The 17,851-nt window shown below is 71.9% G+C and carries 13 protein-coding genes; 7 read left to right on the top strand and 6 right to left on the bottom strand.

The genetic code is table 11. The annotated features are described in order from the left end of the window. Positions 1 to 12: 12 nt before the first annotated feature. Positions 13 to 672 (bottom strand): GPP34 family phosphoprotein, encoded by a 660-nt coding sequence (locus tag AB0I06_RS02320; RefSeq protein WP_363116827.1) that lies wholly within the window; start codon positions 670 to 672, stop codon positions 13 to 15. Between the two features lie 303 nt (positions 673 to 975). Between AB0I06_RS02320 and AB0I06_RS02325 the strand changes: the two genes are divergently transcribed. Next, entirely contained in the window at positions 976 to 2,601 is a 1,626-nt protein-coding gene (locus AB0I06_RS02325) for an ABC-F family ATP-binding cassette domain-containing protein (RefSeq protein WP_363116828.1), read from the top strand. Between the two features lie 10 nt (positions 2,602 to 2,611). After that, a complete protein-coding gene (locus AB0I06_RS02330; protein WP_363116829.1) occupies positions 2,612 to 4,900 on the top strand; it encodes an excinuclease ABC subunit UvrA in 2,289 nt (762 codons plus the stop codon). Here the strand turns inward: AB0I06_RS02330 and AB0I06_RS02335 are convergent. Both AB0I06_RS02335 and AB0I06_RS02340 read right to left on the bottom strand, forming a co-directional pair. Next, the gene (locus AB0I06_RS02335) at positions 4,884 to 6,080 is read right to left on the bottom strand and encodes an ABC transporter substrate-binding protein (protein WP_363116830.1); all 1,197 of its coding nucleotides are present in this window, start codon (positions 6,078 to 6,080) and stop codon (positions 4,884 to 4,886) included. The genes AB0I06_RS02330 and AB0I06_RS02335 overlap by 17 nt on opposite strands. Before the next feature lie 31 nt (positions 6,081 to 6,111). Next, positions 6,112 to 6,438: a hypothetical protein gene (locus AB0I06_RS02340; protein WP_363116831.1), complete on the bottom strand. Its 327-nt coding sequence runs from the start codon at positions 6,436 to 6,438 to the stop codon at positions 6,112 to 6,114. 338 nt (positions 6,439 to 6,776) lie between these two features. Here AB0I06_RS02340 and AB0I06_RS02345 point away from each other — a divergent pair, with 338 nt between their 5' ends. From AB0I06_RS02345 to AB0I06_RS02355, 3 genes are all read left to right on the top strand, one after another. Beyond that, positions 6,777 to 9,158 (top strand): Orn/Lys/Arg decarboxylase N-terminal domain-containing protein, encoded by a 2,382-nt coding sequence (locus AB0I06_RS02345; protein ID WP_363116832.1) that lies wholly within the window; start codon positions 6,777 to 6,779, stop codon positions 9,156 to 9,158. 598 nt (positions 9,159 to 9,756) lie between these two features. Further along, positions 9,757 to 10,533, top strand: a complete 777-nt coding sequence (gene ddaH, locus AB0I06_RS02350) for a dimethylargininase (protein ID WP_363116833.1) — start codon at positions 9,757 to 9,759, stop codon at positions 10,531 to 10,533. Between the two features lie 190 nt (positions 10,534 to 10,723). Continuing rightward, positions 10,724 to 11,695 carry an acyl-ACP desaturase gene (locus AB0I06_RS02355; protein ID WP_363116834.1) on the top strand — a complete coding sequence of 324 codons (972 nt, stop codon included), beginning with the start codon at positions 10,724 to 10,726 and terminating at the stop codon, positions 11,693 to 11,695. A 127-nt stretch (positions 11,696 to 11,822) separates the two neighbouring features. Here AB0I06_RS02355 and AB0I06_RS02360 read toward each other — a convergent pair whose 3' ends face one another. After that, on the bottom strand, positions 11,823 to 12,068 hold the full coding sequence (locus tag AB0I06_RS02360; protein WP_363116835.1) for a WhiB family transcriptional regulator: 246 nt from the start codon (positions 12,066 to 12,068) through the stop codon (positions 11,823 to 11,825). A 152-nt stretch (positions 12,069 to 12,220) separates the two neighbouring features. Here AB0I06_RS02360 and AB0I06_RS02365 point away from each other — a divergent pair, with 152 nt between their 5' ends. Further along, entirely contained in the window at positions 12,221 to 13,006 is a 786-nt protein-coding gene (locus AB0I06_RS02365; protein ID WP_363116836.1) for a VOC family protein, read from the top strand. A 31-nt stretch (positions 13,007 to 13,037) separates the two neighbouring features. On the opposite strand, the gene AB0I06_RS02370 is transcribed toward AB0I06_RS02365, so the two are convergent. Together AB0I06_RS02370 and AB0I06_RS02375 are read right to left on the bottom strand one after the other, a co-directional pair. Next, entirely contained in the window at positions 13,038 to 14,075 is a 1,038-nt protein-coding gene (locus tag AB0I06_RS02370) for a LacI family DNA-binding transcriptional regulator (protein WP_363116837.1), read from the bottom strand. 93 nt (positions 14,076 to 14,168) lie between these two features. Continuing rightward, positions 14,169 to 15,146: a multicopper oxidase domain-containing protein gene (locus AB0I06_RS02375; RefSeq protein ID WP_363116838.1), complete on the bottom strand. Its 978-nt coding sequence runs from the start codon at positions 15,144 to 15,146 to the stop codon at positions 14,169 to 14,171. Positions 15,147 to 15,335: 189 nt separating this feature from the next. Between AB0I06_RS02375 and AB0I06_RS02380 the strand changes: the two genes are divergently transcribed. Further along, entirely contained in the window at positions 15,336 to 17,816 is a 2,481-nt protein-coding gene (locus AB0I06_RS02380) for a ThuA domain-containing protein (RefSeq protein WP_363116839.1), read from the top strand. Positions 17,817 to 17,851 lie beyond the last annotated feature (35 nt).

The following is a 17,851-nucleotide window of genomic DNA, read 5'->3' on the forward strand; positions in this document are numbered from 1 at the left end:
ACCGCGCCGGGCTCAACGTCCCGCCGTCGGCGCGGGGGCGGCCCTGGTCCTCCTCGTCACCGCCGCGCTCACCTCACGCAGCGCCCTCCCGGACCCGGGGGCGGCCGCCCCCGCGCGTTCGAGCAGGTCCTCGGCCCACCGCTCGTGGTCGCGCACGTCCCGGTCCGGCAGCAGCCCCCCGGCGGCGGCGAGCGCGGTGACCGCCGCGTCGCGCTCGAAGACGTCGACGGCCCGGCCCCGGAGGATCTCCAGCACCTCCTCCCGCAGCGCCTCGACGGCGGCGGGCCGCTCCAGCGCGTACTCCACGGTCGGGAACACCCCGAGCACCCGGCGCTTCTCCGCCCGCAGAAACCCCTGGGCCACCAGTTGCTCCCGCACGGCGTCGAAGGTCACCCGCGCCCGCAGCGTCACCCAGGTCCGCCAGGGGTGCGGGCGCGACTCGCGGACGAGCTCCAGCAGTCCGTCGAGCACCGCGTCCCCCGCGCTCGCGTCCAGGTCGACCGGTGTGGCGATGCCGTCCTCGTCGGTCAGCAGGCCGCGCTGGGCCAGCTCGGCGAGGGCACCGGCCCGCACCAGGTCCGGCCGGTGGGCGGTACCGCCGGTCGCCCGCCGGGCAGGGTCCCACGCCAGCAGACAGAGCCGGGCCGGCAGCGTGAGCGGGCCGTTGGACACGGAGGCCTCCTCGGGGCGGGGATGTCGCGTCGCGCTTAATTCGTTGACAGGCTCAGGGCGCCCTCCTACGGTGTAGAACGCCTCTGTTGCCGCCGATTGGAGTAGGACGTTGCTCGTCTGAGGTCCTGAGACACCGCGTCACACACCACCGGTGTGTGCGCTGCGTGCGACCTCGGCGTTCGAGCCGTCCTCCGGTACGGGGCGTTTTTCATGCCCGTGGTGTGCCATGGAGCCTCCCCTGGTCGCAGGTGTCTCGACACGCGTGTGCCCCTGACCGCTTCGAGCAACCGCGAGCGAGGCCCCATGTCCGGTTCCATCACTGTCACGTCCCTCTCGTTCACCTGGCCCGACGGCACCCCCGTCTTCGAGGACCTGGATGTCGCGTTCGGTCCCGGCCGCACCGGCCTGGTCGGCGTCAACGGGTCGGGAAAGTCCACCCTGTTGAAGCTGATCGCCGGTGCGCTCGCACCGGTCGACGGCACCGTCCGGGTGGCCGGCGAGGTCGGATACCTGCCGCAGAACGTCACGCTCGACACCACCCTGCGCGTGGACGAGGCCCTCGGCATCGCCGACCGCCGCGCCGCCCTGCACGCCATCGAGTCCGGTGACGTAGGCGAAGCGCACTTCGAGACCGTCGGCGACGACTGGGACGTCGAGGAGCGCGCCCTGGCCACCCTCGGTGAACTGGGTCTGGGCCACGTCGACCTGGACCGCACCGTCGGCGAGGTGTCCGGCGGCGAGTCCGTCCTGCTGCGGCTGGCCGCGCTGCTCCTGCGCCGCCCCGACGTGCTGCTGCTGGACGAGCCGACCAACAACCTCGACCTGTACGCCCGCAGACGGCTGTACATGGCCGTCCAGTCCTGGCCGGGCGTGATGATCGTCGTCAGCCACGACCGTGAACTGCTGGACCTCGTCGACCAGATCGCCGACCTGCGCTCCGGCTCGATCACCTGGTACGGCGGCAACTACTCCGCCTACGAGGAGGCCCTGGAGGTCGAACAGGAGGCGGCCGAGCGCATGGTGCGCGTGGCCGAGTCCGACCTCCGCAAACAGAAGCGCGAACTGGCCGACGCCCAGGTCAAACTGGCCCGCCGCAAGCGGTACGGGCAGAAGATGTGGGACAGCAAGCGCGAGCCCAAGATCGTCATGGGGGCGCGCAAGCGGGCGGCGCAGGAGTCCGCGGGCAAGCACCGCATCATGCACGAGGAGAAACTCGCCGAGGCCAGGGAGCGGCTCGACGACGCGGTGGAGGCCGTACGGGACGACGACGAGATCCGCGTCGACCTGCCGTACACGGCGGTGCCGCCGGGGCGTACGGTCCTCACCCTCCAGGATCTGGGGCTCCGGTACGGCGCCCGGGTCCAGGGCGGCTTCGAGCTGCGGGGACCGGAGCGGGTCGCGCTCATCGGGCGCAACGGCGCGGGCAAGACGACGCTGCTGCGCACGATCAGCGGGGAGCTCGCCCCGGAGTCGGGCGAGGTGCGGGCGCACGTCCCGCTGCGGTTCCTGCCGCAGCGGCTCGACGTCCTGGACGGGGAGCTGACCGTCGCCGAGAACGTGGCCCGGTTCGCGCCGGATGCCACCAACAACCGGATCCGGGCGCGGCTGGCGCGCTTCCTGTTCCGGGGCGCCCGGGCCGATCAGCAGGCGGCGACGCTGTCCGGCGGCGAGCGCTTCCGGGCGGCGCTGGCCGCGCTGATGCTGGCCGAGCCCGCACCGCAGCTGCTCATGCTGGACGAGCCGACCAACAACCTCGACATGGCGAGTGTCCGGCAGCTCACCACGGCACTGGAGTCGTACGAGGGAGCGCTGGTCGTGGCCAGCCACGACCTGCCGTTCCTGGAGTCGGTCGGCATCACCCGCTGGCTGCTGCTGGAGGAGGGAGAACTGAAAGAAACCACGCCAGAGGCTGTCCGGTTTTCCTTTTAGCGTCGGTGGCATGACCGACTTCACGCACGATGCCATCACCCTGACCGGAGCTCGCGAGAACAACCTCAAGGACGTCACCCTGCGCATCCCGAAAGGCCGGCTGACCGTGTTCACCGGCGTTTCGGGGTCGGGGAAGTCGTCCGTCGTCTTCGACACGATCGCGGTGGAGTCGCAGCGCCAGCTGAACGAGACGTATCCCTGGTTCGTCCGCAACCGGCTGCCCAAGTTCGAACGGCCGCACGCGGACGGCCTGGAGCACCTCACGCCCGTCATCGTCGTGGACCAGCGGCAGGTCGGCGGGCACTCCCGGTCGACCGTGGGCACCATGACGGACGTCTACTCGGTGATCCGGGTGCTGTTCTCCCGCTACGGCAGCCCCAGCGCCGGACCCGCGACGGCGTACTCGTTCAACGACCCGTCGGGCATGTGTCCCGAGTGCGACGGCCTCGGCCGCACGGTCCGCCCGGACTGGGACCGCATCCTGGACCCCGACCGCTCCCTCGCCGACGGTGCGGTCCGCTTCCCGCCGTTCGCCGCCGGGACCTGGCAGGGGCAGTCGTACACCAACAGCACCGACCTCGACCCGCACAAGCCGGTGGGGCGGTTCACCGCCGCCGAGCGGGAGTTCCTGATGCGCGGGCGGCCCGGCAGCACGGTCACCGTCAAGGGCAGCGGCGGCACCTGGACCACCGAGTACGAGGGGCTGGCCGTCCGCTTCGAGCGGCTGTATCTGAAGCGGGACCTGTCGGCCATGAGCCAGAAGACCCGGGACCTGGTCCGCGCGTTCCTGGTGGAGGGTGCCTGCCCGGTCTGCCGTGGGGCCCGTCTGAACGCGGCGGCGCTCGCGTCCCGGATCAACGGCCGGTCGATCGCCGACTGCACCCGGATGCAGGTCACGGACCTGATCACCGTGCTGAAGGAGATCGACGACCCGGTGGCCGCGCCGATCGCCTCGGCCGCCGTCGCCGCGCTGGAGCGCATCGAGGCGATCGGCCTCGGCTACCTCAGCCTCGACCGGGAGACGGCCACGCTCAGCGGCGGGGAGGGGCAGCGGCTGAAGACGGTGCGGCACCTCGGCTCCAGCCTCACCGGGATGACGTACATCTTCGACGAGCCGAGCGTCGGACTCCACCCGCGTGACGTGGGCCGTCTCGGCGACCTGCTGCTACGGCTGCGCGACAAGGGCAACACCGTGCTGGTGGTCGAGCACGACCCGGACGTGATCGCGCTGGCCGATCACGTCGTCGACATGGGGCCGGGCGCCGGTGCCGGCGGCGGCACCGTGGTGTTCGAGGGGACGCCCCGGGAACTGGCCCGGTCGGGCACGCTCACCGGACGCTGCCTGCGCACCCGTACGGCGGTGAAGGGCCAGGTCCGACGGCCGGCCGGGGAGCTGTGGGTCAAGGGCGCCGACCGGCACAACCTGCGGGACCTGACCGTACGGTTCCCGGCCGGTGTGCTCACGGCGGTGACCGGGGTCGCCGGGTCCGGGAAGAGCACCCTGGCCGGGGAGTTCGTCGCCGCCCACGACGAGGCCGTGGTCGTCGACCAGTCGTCGATCGGCATCTCGGGCCGCTCCACCCCGGCGACGTACCTGGGGATCATGGACACGGTCCGCAAGATCTTCGCCCGCGAGACGGGGACCGGGGCGGGCCTGTTCAGCTTCAACTCCGGCGGGGCCTGCGGCACCTGTGAGGGCCGGGGCATCCTCTACACCGACCTGGCCTTCATGGACCCGGTGACGACGACCTGCCACGCCTGCGAGGGGCGGCGCTTCAAGGAGGAGGTGCTGCGGCTGACCGTGCGGGGCCGTTCCATCGCCGACGTCCTGGAGATGACCGCCGAGCAGGCGCTCGGCTTCTTCGACGACACGGGCGTACGGCGCCGGCTGGACGCGCTGCGGGACGTCGGCCTCACCTATCTCACGCTCGGGCAGCCGCTCTCCACGCTCTCCGGCGGTGAGCGGCAGCGCATCAAGCTCGCCACCCGGCTGCACCGTACCGGAGCGGTCTACGTGCTCGACGAGCCGACGACCGGCCTGCACATGGCGGACGTGGAGGGCCTCGTCGCCCTGCTGGACCGGCTGGTCGACTCGGGCAACACGGTCGTCGTCGTCGAGCACAACCTCGACGTGATCGCCCGGGCCGACTGGGTGATCGACCTCGGCCCGGACGGCGGCCGGGACGGCGGCGAGATCGTCTTCGAGGGAACCCCGCGGCAACTCCTGGAGGCCCAGGGGTCCTTCACAGGGGAGCATCTGCGGCGGGCGGTCCGCTCGGAGGTCACCGGACCGGTGTGAGCTCCCCGGTCAGCGGTACGTCCGGGTGAGCGCTGTTGCTGACGACGGCGAGTCGGGGGCCTTGCGGGCCGGGGTGCCACTGTCCGCCGACCAGCGGGAGGAGGGCGATCCCGGGCGTGGGCCCGCGCGTCCAGTCGAGGTGTCCGGCGATGGTGTCGAGGCGGGTGCCGGCGAGGGCTCGCGCGACGGACGTCCGGTCGGTGGGGTCGTCCGCGACGCTGAGGGCGTGGTGGGCCGTCTCCACCAGGGCGTGGGCCAGACCCAGCGGCTGGAGCCAGGCGGCGCCGGTGTCCTGACGGTAGGAGCGGGCGAGCTCGGCGCACGAGGTGCCGTCCAGGCCGGAGCGGTAGGGGTGGCCGGGGCTCCAGTAGACGAGGGTGGCCACGCGGGCGTCGGCCAGTTCGACGTGGACGGCGGGGGCGGGGGTGGTGTGGGTGTGGGGGTAGGTCAGCCAGCGCGAGCAGGTGATCAGCCGCGGACGCACCCCCGCCTCACGGGCCTGGCGGTGGAAGAGGGCGAGGTCGGTGGCGGTGGCGGCGCTGGTGACCAGGTCGACGCCGTGCTCCCGCATCCGCCCGACCTGCGCCCGGAAGCCGTCCGCCGGTTCGCCGTAGGCGCCGAGGTCGACCAGCGTGTGCCCGCGCGGGGACGTCACCGGGGTGAAGCCGTGGTGGTCGTGACGCAGCAGGGAGCCCTGGAGGTCGTCGTTCCAGAGGCACCCGACGGCGCCCCGGCCGCCGGCCAGCTCCCACAGGTCCGCGAAGACGGCGGCGATGTCGTCCAGCCCCCACGCGAAGTCGTACGTCCACCGGAAGCGGTGCCCGGGTACGGCGCCGCGTGTGTGGAGGTACGCCTGCCAGGGGAACGTGGTCGACACACAGGGCACCCGGAGCTCCTCGCAGGCCGCTGTGACGGCGGGCAGGACCCGGGTGCCGGCCATGGTGATCACGATGTGCGCGCCGTCGGGTCCGGCCAGCTCCCGCACGGCCTGCCGGGCCGCGTCGGGATCCGACCGGCTGTCCCGCACGACGACGTTCACGTCGCGGCGGCGCGCGCCGCCGCGCAGGCGCGCCAGGCGGGGCGCGAGCCTGCGCAGCACGTACGACAGCGGTGACCCGAGAGGGGCCAGTCGCCCCGTCAGGGGGGCCACCACGCCCACGCACAGGGAGGACGACGACATGAGGGCCCCTCTCCGGGCTGTGTCGGTGCGGTCAGTGGCCGGAGCGGTCCGCGGTGACGCAGGTGGTCCTGCTGAACACCGCGACGGTCTCGTTGCCGCAGTTGTTGCTGTGGCCCGAGGCGTTGCGGGCGAAGAGCAGGTTGGACAGGACACCGCCGCTGGGGCCCGCCTGGTCGCCGCCGCCCCTGCCGTCGTCCTCGGCCACACAGGTGCGCTCCTTGAAGAGCGCCACCTTGCCCGTGCCGCAGAGGTTGGCGTGTCCGGAGGAGTTCCTGCCGGAGAGGTTGGACAGCACCCCGCCCGCCCCCGCGTCGCCGTCTGCGGCATGGGCGGTGACCATGCCGGCCGGAACAGCCATGAGCATCCCCACGAGCGAGGCCGTCACCGCGATACGCCGCGCGCCATACATCTCTTTCGGTTTCCTTCCGTCGGGTCGGTCCCGGCCGTACCGGCCGGGAGCACTACGCCTAACGAAGGGCCGCAAGATCGACACGGGACCGGGGCGGTGAATCATCTGCAAGACGGTTGATCGGTTCCTCCGACGGGATGCCGGGCGCGCCTGCGTTGACACGTCAAGGCGGCGGACCGCTCCATGCACCGATCGGGTGGTTTGGCCGGACGCCCGCCCGTCGCGCCCTGGGGCCCGCGAACACTGGAGGAGGGGGTGGCGCGGGCCACCGACGAGGGGGGGGCGGCATGGCCGAGGGCACGGTTCTGGTGGCGGTGGCGGAGCGACCGGAGGACGAGGGCGCCGCCGCGGGGCAGCTGGCGCGCATCGCCGAGGGAATCCGGGCGCGCGGCTTACAGGTGCGGTGGGTGGTGGGCGTCGCCGACGCCGAGGCGGTGCTCAGGACCGAGGCCGGTCTGGCCGCCGCGGTGGTCGCCTGGGACCTCCCGCCCGCCACCGGGGACGCGCCGGGCGGGGCGGCGGTGCTGCGCCGGATCGGGCGCAGGTTCCAGAACCTGCCGGTGTTCCTGGTCATGGCCGACGAGGGGCTGCGCGAGCTTCCGCTGTGGGTGTCCCAGTCGGTGGTCGGCTATGTGTGGCCGCTGGAGGACACACCGTCGTTCATCGCCGGGCGGATCACCACCGCCGCGCGCGGCTACCTGGACGCGCTGCTCCCGCCGTTCTTCAAGGCGCTGCGGCGCTTCGACGACGCGCACGAGTACTCGTGGCACACCCCGGCGCACTCCGGGGGCGTCGCGTTCCTCAAGTCTCCGGTGGGCCGGGCGTTCCACGACTACTTCGGTGAGCGGCTGCTGCGCAGCGACCTGTCGATCTCGGTGGAGGAACTCGGCTCGCTGTTCGAGCACACCGGCCCGATCGGCGAGGCGGAGCGCAACGCCGCACGGGTCTTCGGCTCCGCGCACACGTACTTCGTGCTGCACGGCGACTCCACCTGCAACCGGCTGGTCGGCCACTTCAGCGTGACCCGTGACGAGATCGCCCTGGTGGACCGCAACTGCCACAAGTCCGTGCTGCACGGCCTGGTCGTCTCCGGCGCGCGACCGGTGTATCTGGTGCCCACCCGCAACGGCTACGGGCTTGCCGGGCCCCTGCCTCCGGCCGAGATCGCGGCGGAGTCGGTGGCGGCCCGGATCGCCGCCAACCCGCTGACGGCCGACGCCGTGTCCGCGCGCGCCCAGTACGCCGTGTTCACCAACTCCACCTATGACGGGCTGTGCTACGACGCGGTGGCGGCCGCCCGGGCGTTCGCCGACGGCACGCCCCGGCTGCACTTCGACGAGGCGTGGTTCGCGTACGCCCGCTTCCATCCGCTCTACGCCGGTCGCTACGGCATGTCGGTGGACGAGGAGAGCTTCCCCGGACCGGACCGGCCGACGGTCTTCGCGACCCAGTCCACCCACAAGCTGCTGGCGGCGCTGTCGCAGGGCGCCATGGTGCACGTCCGGCCCGCGCCGCGGGCGCCGGTGGAGCACGACCGGTTCAACGAGGCGCTGATGATGCACGGCACCACGTCGCCGCTGTACCCGATGATCGCGTCGCTGGACGTGGCCACGGCGATGATGGACGGCCCGCAGGGGCAGTGGCTCGTCGACGAGGCGGTGACCGAGGCGGTCCGGTTCCGGCAGGAGATGGTGCGCATCGGGCGCCGCATCGAGGCGGCCGGAGACCGGCCGCCCTGGTTTTTCGGGGTGTGGCAGCCGGCCGAGGTGACGGACCCCGCGAGCGGGGAGCGTGTGCCCTTCGACGAGGCTCCGGCGGACCTGCTGCGGACCGAGCCGTCCTGCTGGCACCTCACGCCCGGCGCGGACTGGCACGGCTTCCCCGGGCTGACCGACGGCTACTGCATGCTCGACCCGATCAAGGTCACCCTGACCTGCCCGGGACTCGACGCGACCGGGGTGATGTCCGACCGGGGCATCCCGGCGCGGGTGCTGACCGCCTATCTGACGACGCGTGGCATCGTCGTGGAGAAGACCGACAGCTACACGACCCTGGTGCTGTTCTCCATGGGCATCACCAAGGGCAAGTGGGGCACCCTGCTGGACGCCCTGATGGACTTCAAGGACCTCTACGACGGCGACACCCCGCTCGACCGTGTGCTGCCCGCGCTGGTCGCGGAACACCCCCGGCGGTACACCGGGCTGACGCTGCGCGAGCTGTGCCAGGAGATGCACGACCATCTGCGGCAGGCGCGTCTGGTCGAACTCCTCGACACCGCGTTCCAGCAGCTCCCGGAGCCCGTCGCCCCGCCCCAGGCCTGTTACCAGCGCCTGATCCGCGGCGGCACGGAACGGATCCGCCTGACGGACGCGCCCGGCCGGACCGCCGCCGCGATGGTCACGGTGACGCCGCCCGGCATCCCGGTCCTCATGCCGGGCGAGAGCGTCGGCGAGGCGGACGGCCCCCTGCTGCGCTACCTCGGCGCCCTGGAGTCCTTCGACCGCCGCTTCCCCGGCTTCGGCAGCGAGACCCACGGGGTGACCCGCGACCCCGAGACCGGGGACTACCTGATCGAGTGCCTGCGTCCGGACACGCAAGGGGAGACGGTCGCCGGTGCGGTGACGCCGGCACAGCGGCGGGGGGTGGAGGGGGCCGGGTCGGTGGTGTGACGGCGGGGCAGGGGCCAGGGTTGCCGGGGGCGGGGCAATGGGCTCCGCCGGTATCGCGGCCAAGGCCGCGGGGGCCCGGCCGGTGGGCTCCGCCGGTACCGCGATGTGGGCGCGAGGGACCGGGCCGGTGAGTGACGCCCGCACCGCGGCCACGATCGCAGGGACCGGGCCGGTGGGATGACGCCGGTATCGCGGCCACGGCCGCAGGGGCCCGGCCGGTGGGCTCCGCCGGTACCGCGATGTGGGCGCAAGGGACGGGGGCCGGTGAGTGACGCCCGTACCCTCCCACGGTCGCAGGGACCGGGCCGGTGAGGGCGCCCGTACCGCGGCCACGGTCGCAGGGGCCGGATCGGTGGGATGACGCCGGTGCCGCGACGCGGGTGCGGCGGGCCCGGCCGGTGGGGTGAGTTCGAGGGGCCGTGGGCGGGGTACCTGGCGGGCGGTGGATCAGCTTCCACCCCCTCCGCGCCTCCCGGGGCTGTCCTCTCCCCCGTTCGCCCTGCATGATGGTCGGCCGATGCCCGATGGGTTCCGGTCGACCCCGGAGGTTCCTGTCGGTGCGGTCCCGACACGTCCCATCCCATACGGAGTCACCCTCGTGCCCAGCAAGAAGGCCCTGGTCCGCCGCCCCAGCCCGCGTCTCGCCGAAGGGCTGGTGACGCACATCGAGCGGGAGCAGGCCGACGCCGGCCTCGCCGCCGAGCAGTGGGAGGCGTACGTGGAGGCGCTGCGCACGCACGGCTGGGAGACGATCCAGGTGGACCCGGCCGACGACTGCCCGGACTCGGTGTTCGTCGAGGACACGGTCGTGATGTACAAGAACGTGGCCCTGATCGCGCGCCCGGGTGCGGACTCCCGGCGCGCGGAGACCGCCGGTGTCGAGGAGGCCGTGGCCGGTCTGGGCTGCTCGGTGAACTGGATCTGGGAGCCGGGCACGCTGGACGGCGGGGACGTCCTGAAGATCGGTGACACGGTCTACGTGGGCCGCGGCGGCCGTACCAACGCCGCCGGTGTCCAGCAGCTGCGCGCCGCGTTCGAGCCGCTCGGCGCGCGCGTCGTCGCCGTGCCGGTGAGCAAGGTCCTGCACCTGAAGTCGGCGGTGACGGCGCTGCCGGACGGCACGGTCATCGGGCACATCCCCAAGATGGACGCGCCGTCGCTGTTCGAGCGCTTCCTGCCGGTGCCGGAGGAGGCAGGGGCGCACGTCGTGCTGCTCGGCGGCGCCAAGCTGCTGATGGCGGCGAGCGCGCCGAAGACCGCCGAGCTGTTCGCCGACCTCGGGTACGAACCGGTCGTCGTGGACATCAGCGAGTTCGAGAAGCTCGAGGGATGTGTGACGTGCCTCTCGGTCCGGCTGCGGGAGCTGTATGTCTGACCGGACTTGCAGCCCGCTCTCCGGCGTCCCGGCCTGCGGGTCCCCGGAGCTGACGCGCGTCCGGGTGATCCCCGCTGATCAGCGGCCTTTACGGCGCCCTTAATCTACGGCTTCGTAACCTACGGGAACGTAGCCTACGATGCCGTAGGTTACTGATCACCGCTCGTACGCATGTCCCCCTGGAGAGTCCATGACGATCACCACTCCCCCTCTCGGCAGCCCCGCCGGCACCTGGACCGACGCTCAGCTGCTGTACGCACTGGAGGAAGTGGTCGAGAAGGAGCTCAACCGGCATTTGCAGGTCGCCAAGGACTGGATGCCGCACGAGTACGTGCCCTGGAGCGACGGGCGCAACTTCCCCGGCCTCTTCGAGGACGGCGAGGCCTGGGAGAAGGAGCAGTCCAAGGTCACCGAGATCGGCCGCATCGCGCTGGTGGTCAACCTCCTGACCGAGGACAACCTGCCCAGCTACCACCACGAGATCGCCTCGCTGTTCGGTCGCGACGGCGCCTGGGGCACCTGGGTGCACCGCTGGACCGCGGAGGAGGGCCGGCACGGCATCGTGATGCGCGACTACCTGCTCACCTCGCGCGCGGTGGACCCGGACAAGCTGGAGCAGTTCCGGATGTCCCACATGAGCGAGGGCTTCGAGTCGGACAACCGGCACTCGATGCTGCACTCGGTGGCCTACGTCGCCTTCCAGGAGCTCGCGACCCGTATCTCGCACCGCAACACCGGCCACCAGTCCGGCGACCCGGTCTGCGACCGCATGCTGTCGCGCATCGCGACCGACGAGAACCTGCACATGGTGTTCTACCGGAACCTGCTGCGGGCCGCCTTCGAGCTGGCCCCCGACCTGACGATGCAGGCCGTGCGGGACGTGGTCGTGAACTTCCGGATGCCCGGGCACGGCATCCCCGGCTTCGAGCGGGCCGCCGCGCAGATGGCGATCGGCGAGGTCTACAACCTGCGCATCCACCACGACGACGTGCTCCAGCCCGTGCTGCGCTTCCTGAAGATCATGGAGATCGACGGTCTGGGCCCCGAGGGCCGCAAGGCGCAGGAGGAGCTCGGCCTGTTCATGGGCGGTCTGGACGCAGAGGCGTCGAAGTTCGACGAGAAGCTGGCCGCCCGCAAGGCGCGCATGGCGGCCCGCGCCTGACGCCGACCCGCACGCAGGGCCACAGGGCCCCGGCCGCCACGAGCGGCCGGGGCCCGGTGCCGTACCGGACGGCCTGCGGCGCCCGGGCGAAGTCCGGGCGGGGGCGAGCCGGATTCGGGTGGCGTGGTCACCGGGACATCCGCCGCAGTTCCAGCCGCTCCTTCTCCGACAGGCCGCCCCAGACCCCGAAACGCTCGTCGTGGTCCAGCGCGTACTCGAGGCAGGCCGTGCGGATCGGGCACATACCGCAGATCCGCTTGGCTTCCCGCACCGAACTGCCCGGCTCGGGGAAGAAGAAGTCGGCTCCGGTCTGCGCGCACAGCGCCTCCTGCTGCCAGGTGGGTTCAGGCGGTGTGATCGTGTCGATGTACATGATCGGAAGCGTGGCGGGCGGCGAAAAACGTCCGATCAACGCGGGATCAACACCACGTTCACCGGCCCCCGGCCGCGCCCGGGCGGCGGCCGGCACCGGGCGGTGCCAGACTCGGCAGTGCGGGCAACGGGACCCTGTGCGAGGAGTGGACGATGCTCACCACCCGTTATGTCACCGGCTCTCCCAACTGGATCGACCTCGGCACCCCCGACATCGACGGCGCGGCGTCCTTCTACGGCGAGCTGTTCGGCTGGCGGTTCCAGCCGGGTGGCCCGGAGGTCGGCGGGTACGGCCTCTTCCGGCTGGACGGCAGGACGGCCGCCGGGGGCATGCGGACCACGCCGGAGCAGGGCCCGCCCTCTTGGACGGTGTACTTCCAGACACCGGACGCGGACACCACGGCCCGGGCCGCCGAGCAGGCGCGGGGCTCGGTGACGGTGCAGCCGACGGACGTCCAGGACCTGGGCCGGATGGCGATCCTGGCCGACCGGGCCGGGGTGTCGTTCGGTCTGTGGCAGCCGGGCGGCAACAAGGGCCTGGAGGTCGTCCAGGAGCCCGGCTCGCTGTGCTGGGTCGAGCTGTACACGGCGGACGTCCCGGCCTCGGCGGCCTTCTACCACTCGGTGCTCGGCCTGGAGACCTACGGCGCGGACTTCGCGGGCGGCACCTACACCACCTTCCACCCCGCCGGGGAGAGCGAGGACGCCATGTTCGGCGGTGTGGTGCCCCTGGCCGGCGCCCCGGGCGAGGAGGAGGCGTACTGGCTGCCGTACTTCGAGGTCACCGACCCGGACGCCACCGTCGCCCGGGCCCGGGAACTGGGCGGCACCGTCCGCCTGCCCGCGACGGACGTCCCGTCCGTCGGCCGCCTGGCCAGGCTCGGTGACCCGTACGGCGCCCGCTTCGCGGTGATCCGCAGCGAGCCGCGGCAGGACTGAGGCCGGCACCCCACGCCTCCGGCCCCACCCTCTACGCGGAGCCCCGCCGCACCAGCGTCGTCGGCAGCACCACGCTCGACGGCGGCGCCCCGACGCCCTCGCTGGGCGCGCCCCGGTCCAGGCCGCGCAGCAGCAGGCGGGCCATCAGACGGCCCATCTCCTCGATGTCCTGACGGACCGTCGTGAGCGGCGGGTCGGTCTGCTCCGCGACGGGCAGCATGTCGTCGAAGCCGATCACGGCGACGTCGTCGGGGATCCGGCGGCCGGATGCGCGCAGCACGCGCAGGGCCCCGGAGGCCATGAGGTCGTTGGCGGCGAACACCGCGTCGACGTCCGGGCAGCGCTCCAGGAGCTCGCGCATCGCCCGTTCGCCGCCGGCTGGCGTGAAGTCGGCCTCGGCGATCAGCCGCGGGTCGGCGTCCACCATGACGTCCCGGTAGCCGTCGAGGCGGTCCGCGGCGGAGGTCTGGTCGAGGGCGCCGGTGATGTGCGCGATCCGGGTGCGGCCGAGGCCGGCCAGGTGGCGGACGGCGTCGCGGGCGCCGCCGCGGTTGTCGCTGTCGACGTAGACCACCGCCCGCCGGTCGCCGCTCCAGCCGGGCCGCCCGCCGAAGACGGTGGGGATCCCGGCCCGCTGGATCAGCTCCGGCAGCGGGTCGTCGAGGTGCAGGGAGAAGACGAGTGCCCCGTCGACATGTCCGCCGGCGAGGTAGCGGCCGACCCTGGCGTGGTCGTCCCGGCCCTCCGTGAGCAGCAGCACGAGCTGGTTGTCGTGGGCGGTGAGCTCCTTGCTGATGCCGCGCAGCTGGAGCGCGAAGAACGGGTCGGCGAAGACCCGGGTCTCCGGTTCGGCGACGACGACCGCGATCGCGTCGTGCCGCCTGGTGACCAGGGAGCGGGCGGCCTGGTTGGGCACGTAACCGAGCTCGTCCACGGCCTTGCGGACCCGCTCCACGAGGATGTCCCGCACCCCGTCCCCGCCGTTGACCACGCGGGACACGGTGGCCCGCGAGACCCCGGCCCGGGCGGCCACGGCCTCCAGGGTGGGACGCGGCGCTGTGTCGGTCACTTCGGGGCTCCTCACCTGCGGCTGCGGATCAGGATAGCTCCGTCACGCCACGTGGTGAGAGCGCTCTCGCGTGCCGCGGTGCGCGGCCGCCCCTCAGTGCTCGTGCCCGCCGCTCGGCGGTTCCTGCCCGTGCTGGTGCGGCTCGTACCCGGGGATCGTCCCGTCCGGCTTCTTCACCAGGAACAACCCCACCATCCCCATGTCGGAGTGGCTCTGGACGTGGCAGTGGTACATCCACGCCCCGGCGCCGACCCCCTCCCCCGCGATCACCTGGAAGCCGAACGAGTCGGCCGGGCCGGTGATCTTGTTGTCGATGACCTGGCTGGGGTCGTCTGGGCCGGTCAGCATGCCGGTGCGGTTGTCCGCCCAGCGGTGACCGTGCAGGTGGAAGGTGTGGTAGAACTCGCCGTGCGTGATCACGACGAATTCGACGCGATCCCCCACCGTGGCCTCGAAGTCCGGCCCGGAGTGCGGTGGCTTGTTGTTGATGCGCATGTCGTTGAAGACGACCGTGTGCGTCCGGTCCGGCAGGACGTCGCCCTTGCGGCGGACGATGACCGCGCCGAAGAGGCCCTTCTGGAGCCCCACGGTGCCGTGTTCGGTGCCGACGACGTGGTCGTGGTAGTGCCAGTAGCCGGCGCTGCCCGAACGCCAGGTGCCGTCCCCCCGGCGGCCGGGGGCGTGGGTGCGCCAGGTGTAGGTGCGGGTGCCGCCCGGCTCGACATGACTGCGGTTCAGTTTCGTGCCGTCGCTGGTGATCTCGTAGTCCAGGCCGTGGACGTGCAGGCTCACGTCCACGTCCATGGTGTTCTCGAACTCGACGTGCAGCGTGTCGCCCTCGTTGAGTTCGATCAGCGGTCCCGGGACGCTCGCCTTGCCCTTCTCCAGGCCGTAGCCCATCTGCCCATCCGGGAGCTTCTCGGCGTAGAGCTTGATGCGCTTCACCTCGCCCCCGGCGGGCGCCGTCCTCGCGGGTCCGGCGGCGCTCACGGCCTCCGGTGCCACGGACAGCGAGGTCGCGACGGCCGCGCCGCCCAGCAGGACCCGCCGGTTGAAGCTGCGTCTGTCCATGCGGAACTCCCCACCCTGGTAAGGCTTTGACGGAGGCGTACCTGTGATGAACCTGTGCGACGGTACCGGCCGCGCTCTCGTTTATCCACAGTCAAGACAAAGTTGGTGGCATCACGGTCATAGGTATTGGCGGGACATGCAAAGGGGTCTAGCTTCCTTGGCGGTGTCGCTGTGACCGAGGAGGTGCCCATGCACTTACGAGGGTTGAGCAAGGAAAGACGCGTCTGGGCGGCGTCCGTCGCCGCCGGGGTCGTGACCGCCGGGCTACTGTCGGGTCCGGCCGCGAGTGCCCGCCCTTTCCCCGAGCCCCCGCTGACAACGATGTCGATCAAGTCGCCGCCGGGCGGCGCGAACGTACGGGTGCTGATCTTCCACGGTTCGGCGGCGGCCGGGGAGGAGTCGCCGGTCGTGAACGCCGGGATCGAGGCCATCGAGGACATCGGCCTGTCGGGCCCGGCGAATCGCCGCTTCAAGGTCCAGGCCACCGACGACCCCTCGGTGTTCACGGACGGGACGAGGCTCGGCCGCTTCAACGCGATCGTCTTCCTGACCGGCGGGGGTGACGTCCTCGACGCGGAGCAGGAGGCGGGTCTCGAGGCGTACATGGAGGCCGGCGGCGGGTTCGTCGGCATCCATGACGCGGCGCGCGCGGAGCCTTACTCGGACTGGTTCACCGGCCTGGTGGGGGCCCGCCCGGCCGCGTCGAGCCCGACGGCCGTGCAGCGCGCGACCGTGGAGGTGGGCGACCGCCGGCACCCCGCCACCAAGGACCTGCCCGTGCAGTGGAAACGCCCGGACCAGTGGCTGAACTGGGCGAAGAACCCCTCGGGCGCGGTGCACACCGTGGCGCGGGTGCGCGAGTCGACGTACCGGCCGGGCACCGGCTCCAACGGCTGGGACCACCCGGTCAGTTGGTGCCGGGACTACGACGGCGGCCGTTCCTTCTACACGGGCATGGGCGGCACGGTGTCGTCGTACGACGAGGCCGACTTCCGCGACCATCTGCGCGGTGCCCTGATGTGGACGACCCGGCTGGAGCAGGCCGACTGCAAGGCGACCATCACCGCCAACTACGCGGCGGAGCGGCTGACCAAGCCCAACCAGCCCGGCCAGAACGACCAGATCGGCGAGCCGCACGGGCTGGTCACCGCGCCCGACGGCCGGGTCTTCTACATCGGCCGAGGCGGCGCCGACTCCTCGCAGCCCGTGATCACCGACTGGAACAACCCCGACATCGGCAAGGGCAGGGGCGAGATCCACGTCTGGGACCCGAGGACCAAGCAGGTCACGCTCGCCGGTGCGCTCACCGTCTTCGGCAACAAGGGCGGCGGTGACGAGCTGGTCAAGGTCGAGGAGGGACTGCTCGGCATCGAGCTGGATCCGAGGTTCGCGCAGAACGGGTGGGTGTACCTGCACTACACGCCGCACGAGCGGATCAACCGCGAGACGCGGATGGCCGAGCGGCGCGTCTCCCGCTTCACGCTCGACCAGGCCACGAACAAGCTGGACCTGTCCAGCGAGAAGGTGCTGCTGAAGTGGCCGGTGCAGATCCACAGTTGCTGCCACGCGGGCGGCGGGATGACCTGGGATTCCCGGGGCAACCTGTACATCGCCACCGGTGACAACAACTCCAGTGGTTTCAGCGGCGGTTACTCCGGCAACAACCCGGAGCCGAACTACAAGGGCGTGTCCTTCGCGGACGCGCGCCGCACCGCGGGCAACACCAACAACCTCAACGGCAAGATCCTGCGCATTCACCCCGAGCCGGACGGCACGTACACGCTGCCCGAGGGCAACCTCTTCACCGGCAAGGAGAGCGACGAGGGCGGCGGCAAGACGCGCGGCGAGATCTATGTGATGGGTGTCCGCAACCCGGCGCGCATCTTCGTCGACACGTCGACCGACGTGCTCTACGCGGGCTGGGTCGGACCGGACGCGAGCGCGCCCTCGACGACCTGGGGTCCGGCCAAGTACGACACGTTCGCGGCCATCACCGAGGCGGGCAACCGCGGCTGGCCGTACTGCATGGGCAACAAGCAGCCCTACCGGGACCGCAATCTGCCGGATCCGTCCAAGCCGCTGGGCTGGTACGACTGCGACCACCCGAAGAACGAGTCGCCGAACAACGACGGCCTGGTCAACCTGCCCCCGGTGACGGGCAACAACATCTGGTACTCGCCCTCGGGCGGCGCCCCGGACTACCCGCGCGACGCGAACGGCGTCCCGTCGTACAAGGCGGAGGAGGCCACCTACAAGCTGCCCTGGCTCAAGGGCGGCGGGCAGGCGGCGATGAACGGCCCCGTCTACCGGTATGACAAGGCCGCGGCCGACAGTGCCGTGAAGTGGCCGGCGTACTGGGACGGCAAGTGGTTCGTCGGTGACTTCTACGACGCCGACCAGCCGCGCAACGCGGTGATCATGGACCCGAAGACGCAGGGCGACGGCGGTCTGCCGGTGCACTCGGAGTCGCTGAAGAAGATCGTGCCGGTCGGCAACGACGGCATCAGGAACCTGATGGACTGGAAGTTCGGTCCGGACGGCGCGCTGTACGTCCTCGACTACGGGCGCGGCTTCTTCACCTCGGACTCCAAGTCGGCCCTGTGGCGGGTCACCTACAAGGGCGGCGGGCCGACCCCGGCCGCCGGTCGGCTGGCGAGGGGGACCGAGTGACACGGCAGCTACGGCACCGAAGGATCTGGGCCGCC

This window comes from Streptomyces sp. NPDC050674 (genome assembly GCF_040654575.1).
Classification (GTDB): domain Bacteria; phylum Actinomycetota; class Actinomycetes; order Streptomycetales; family Streptomycetaceae; genus Streptomyces.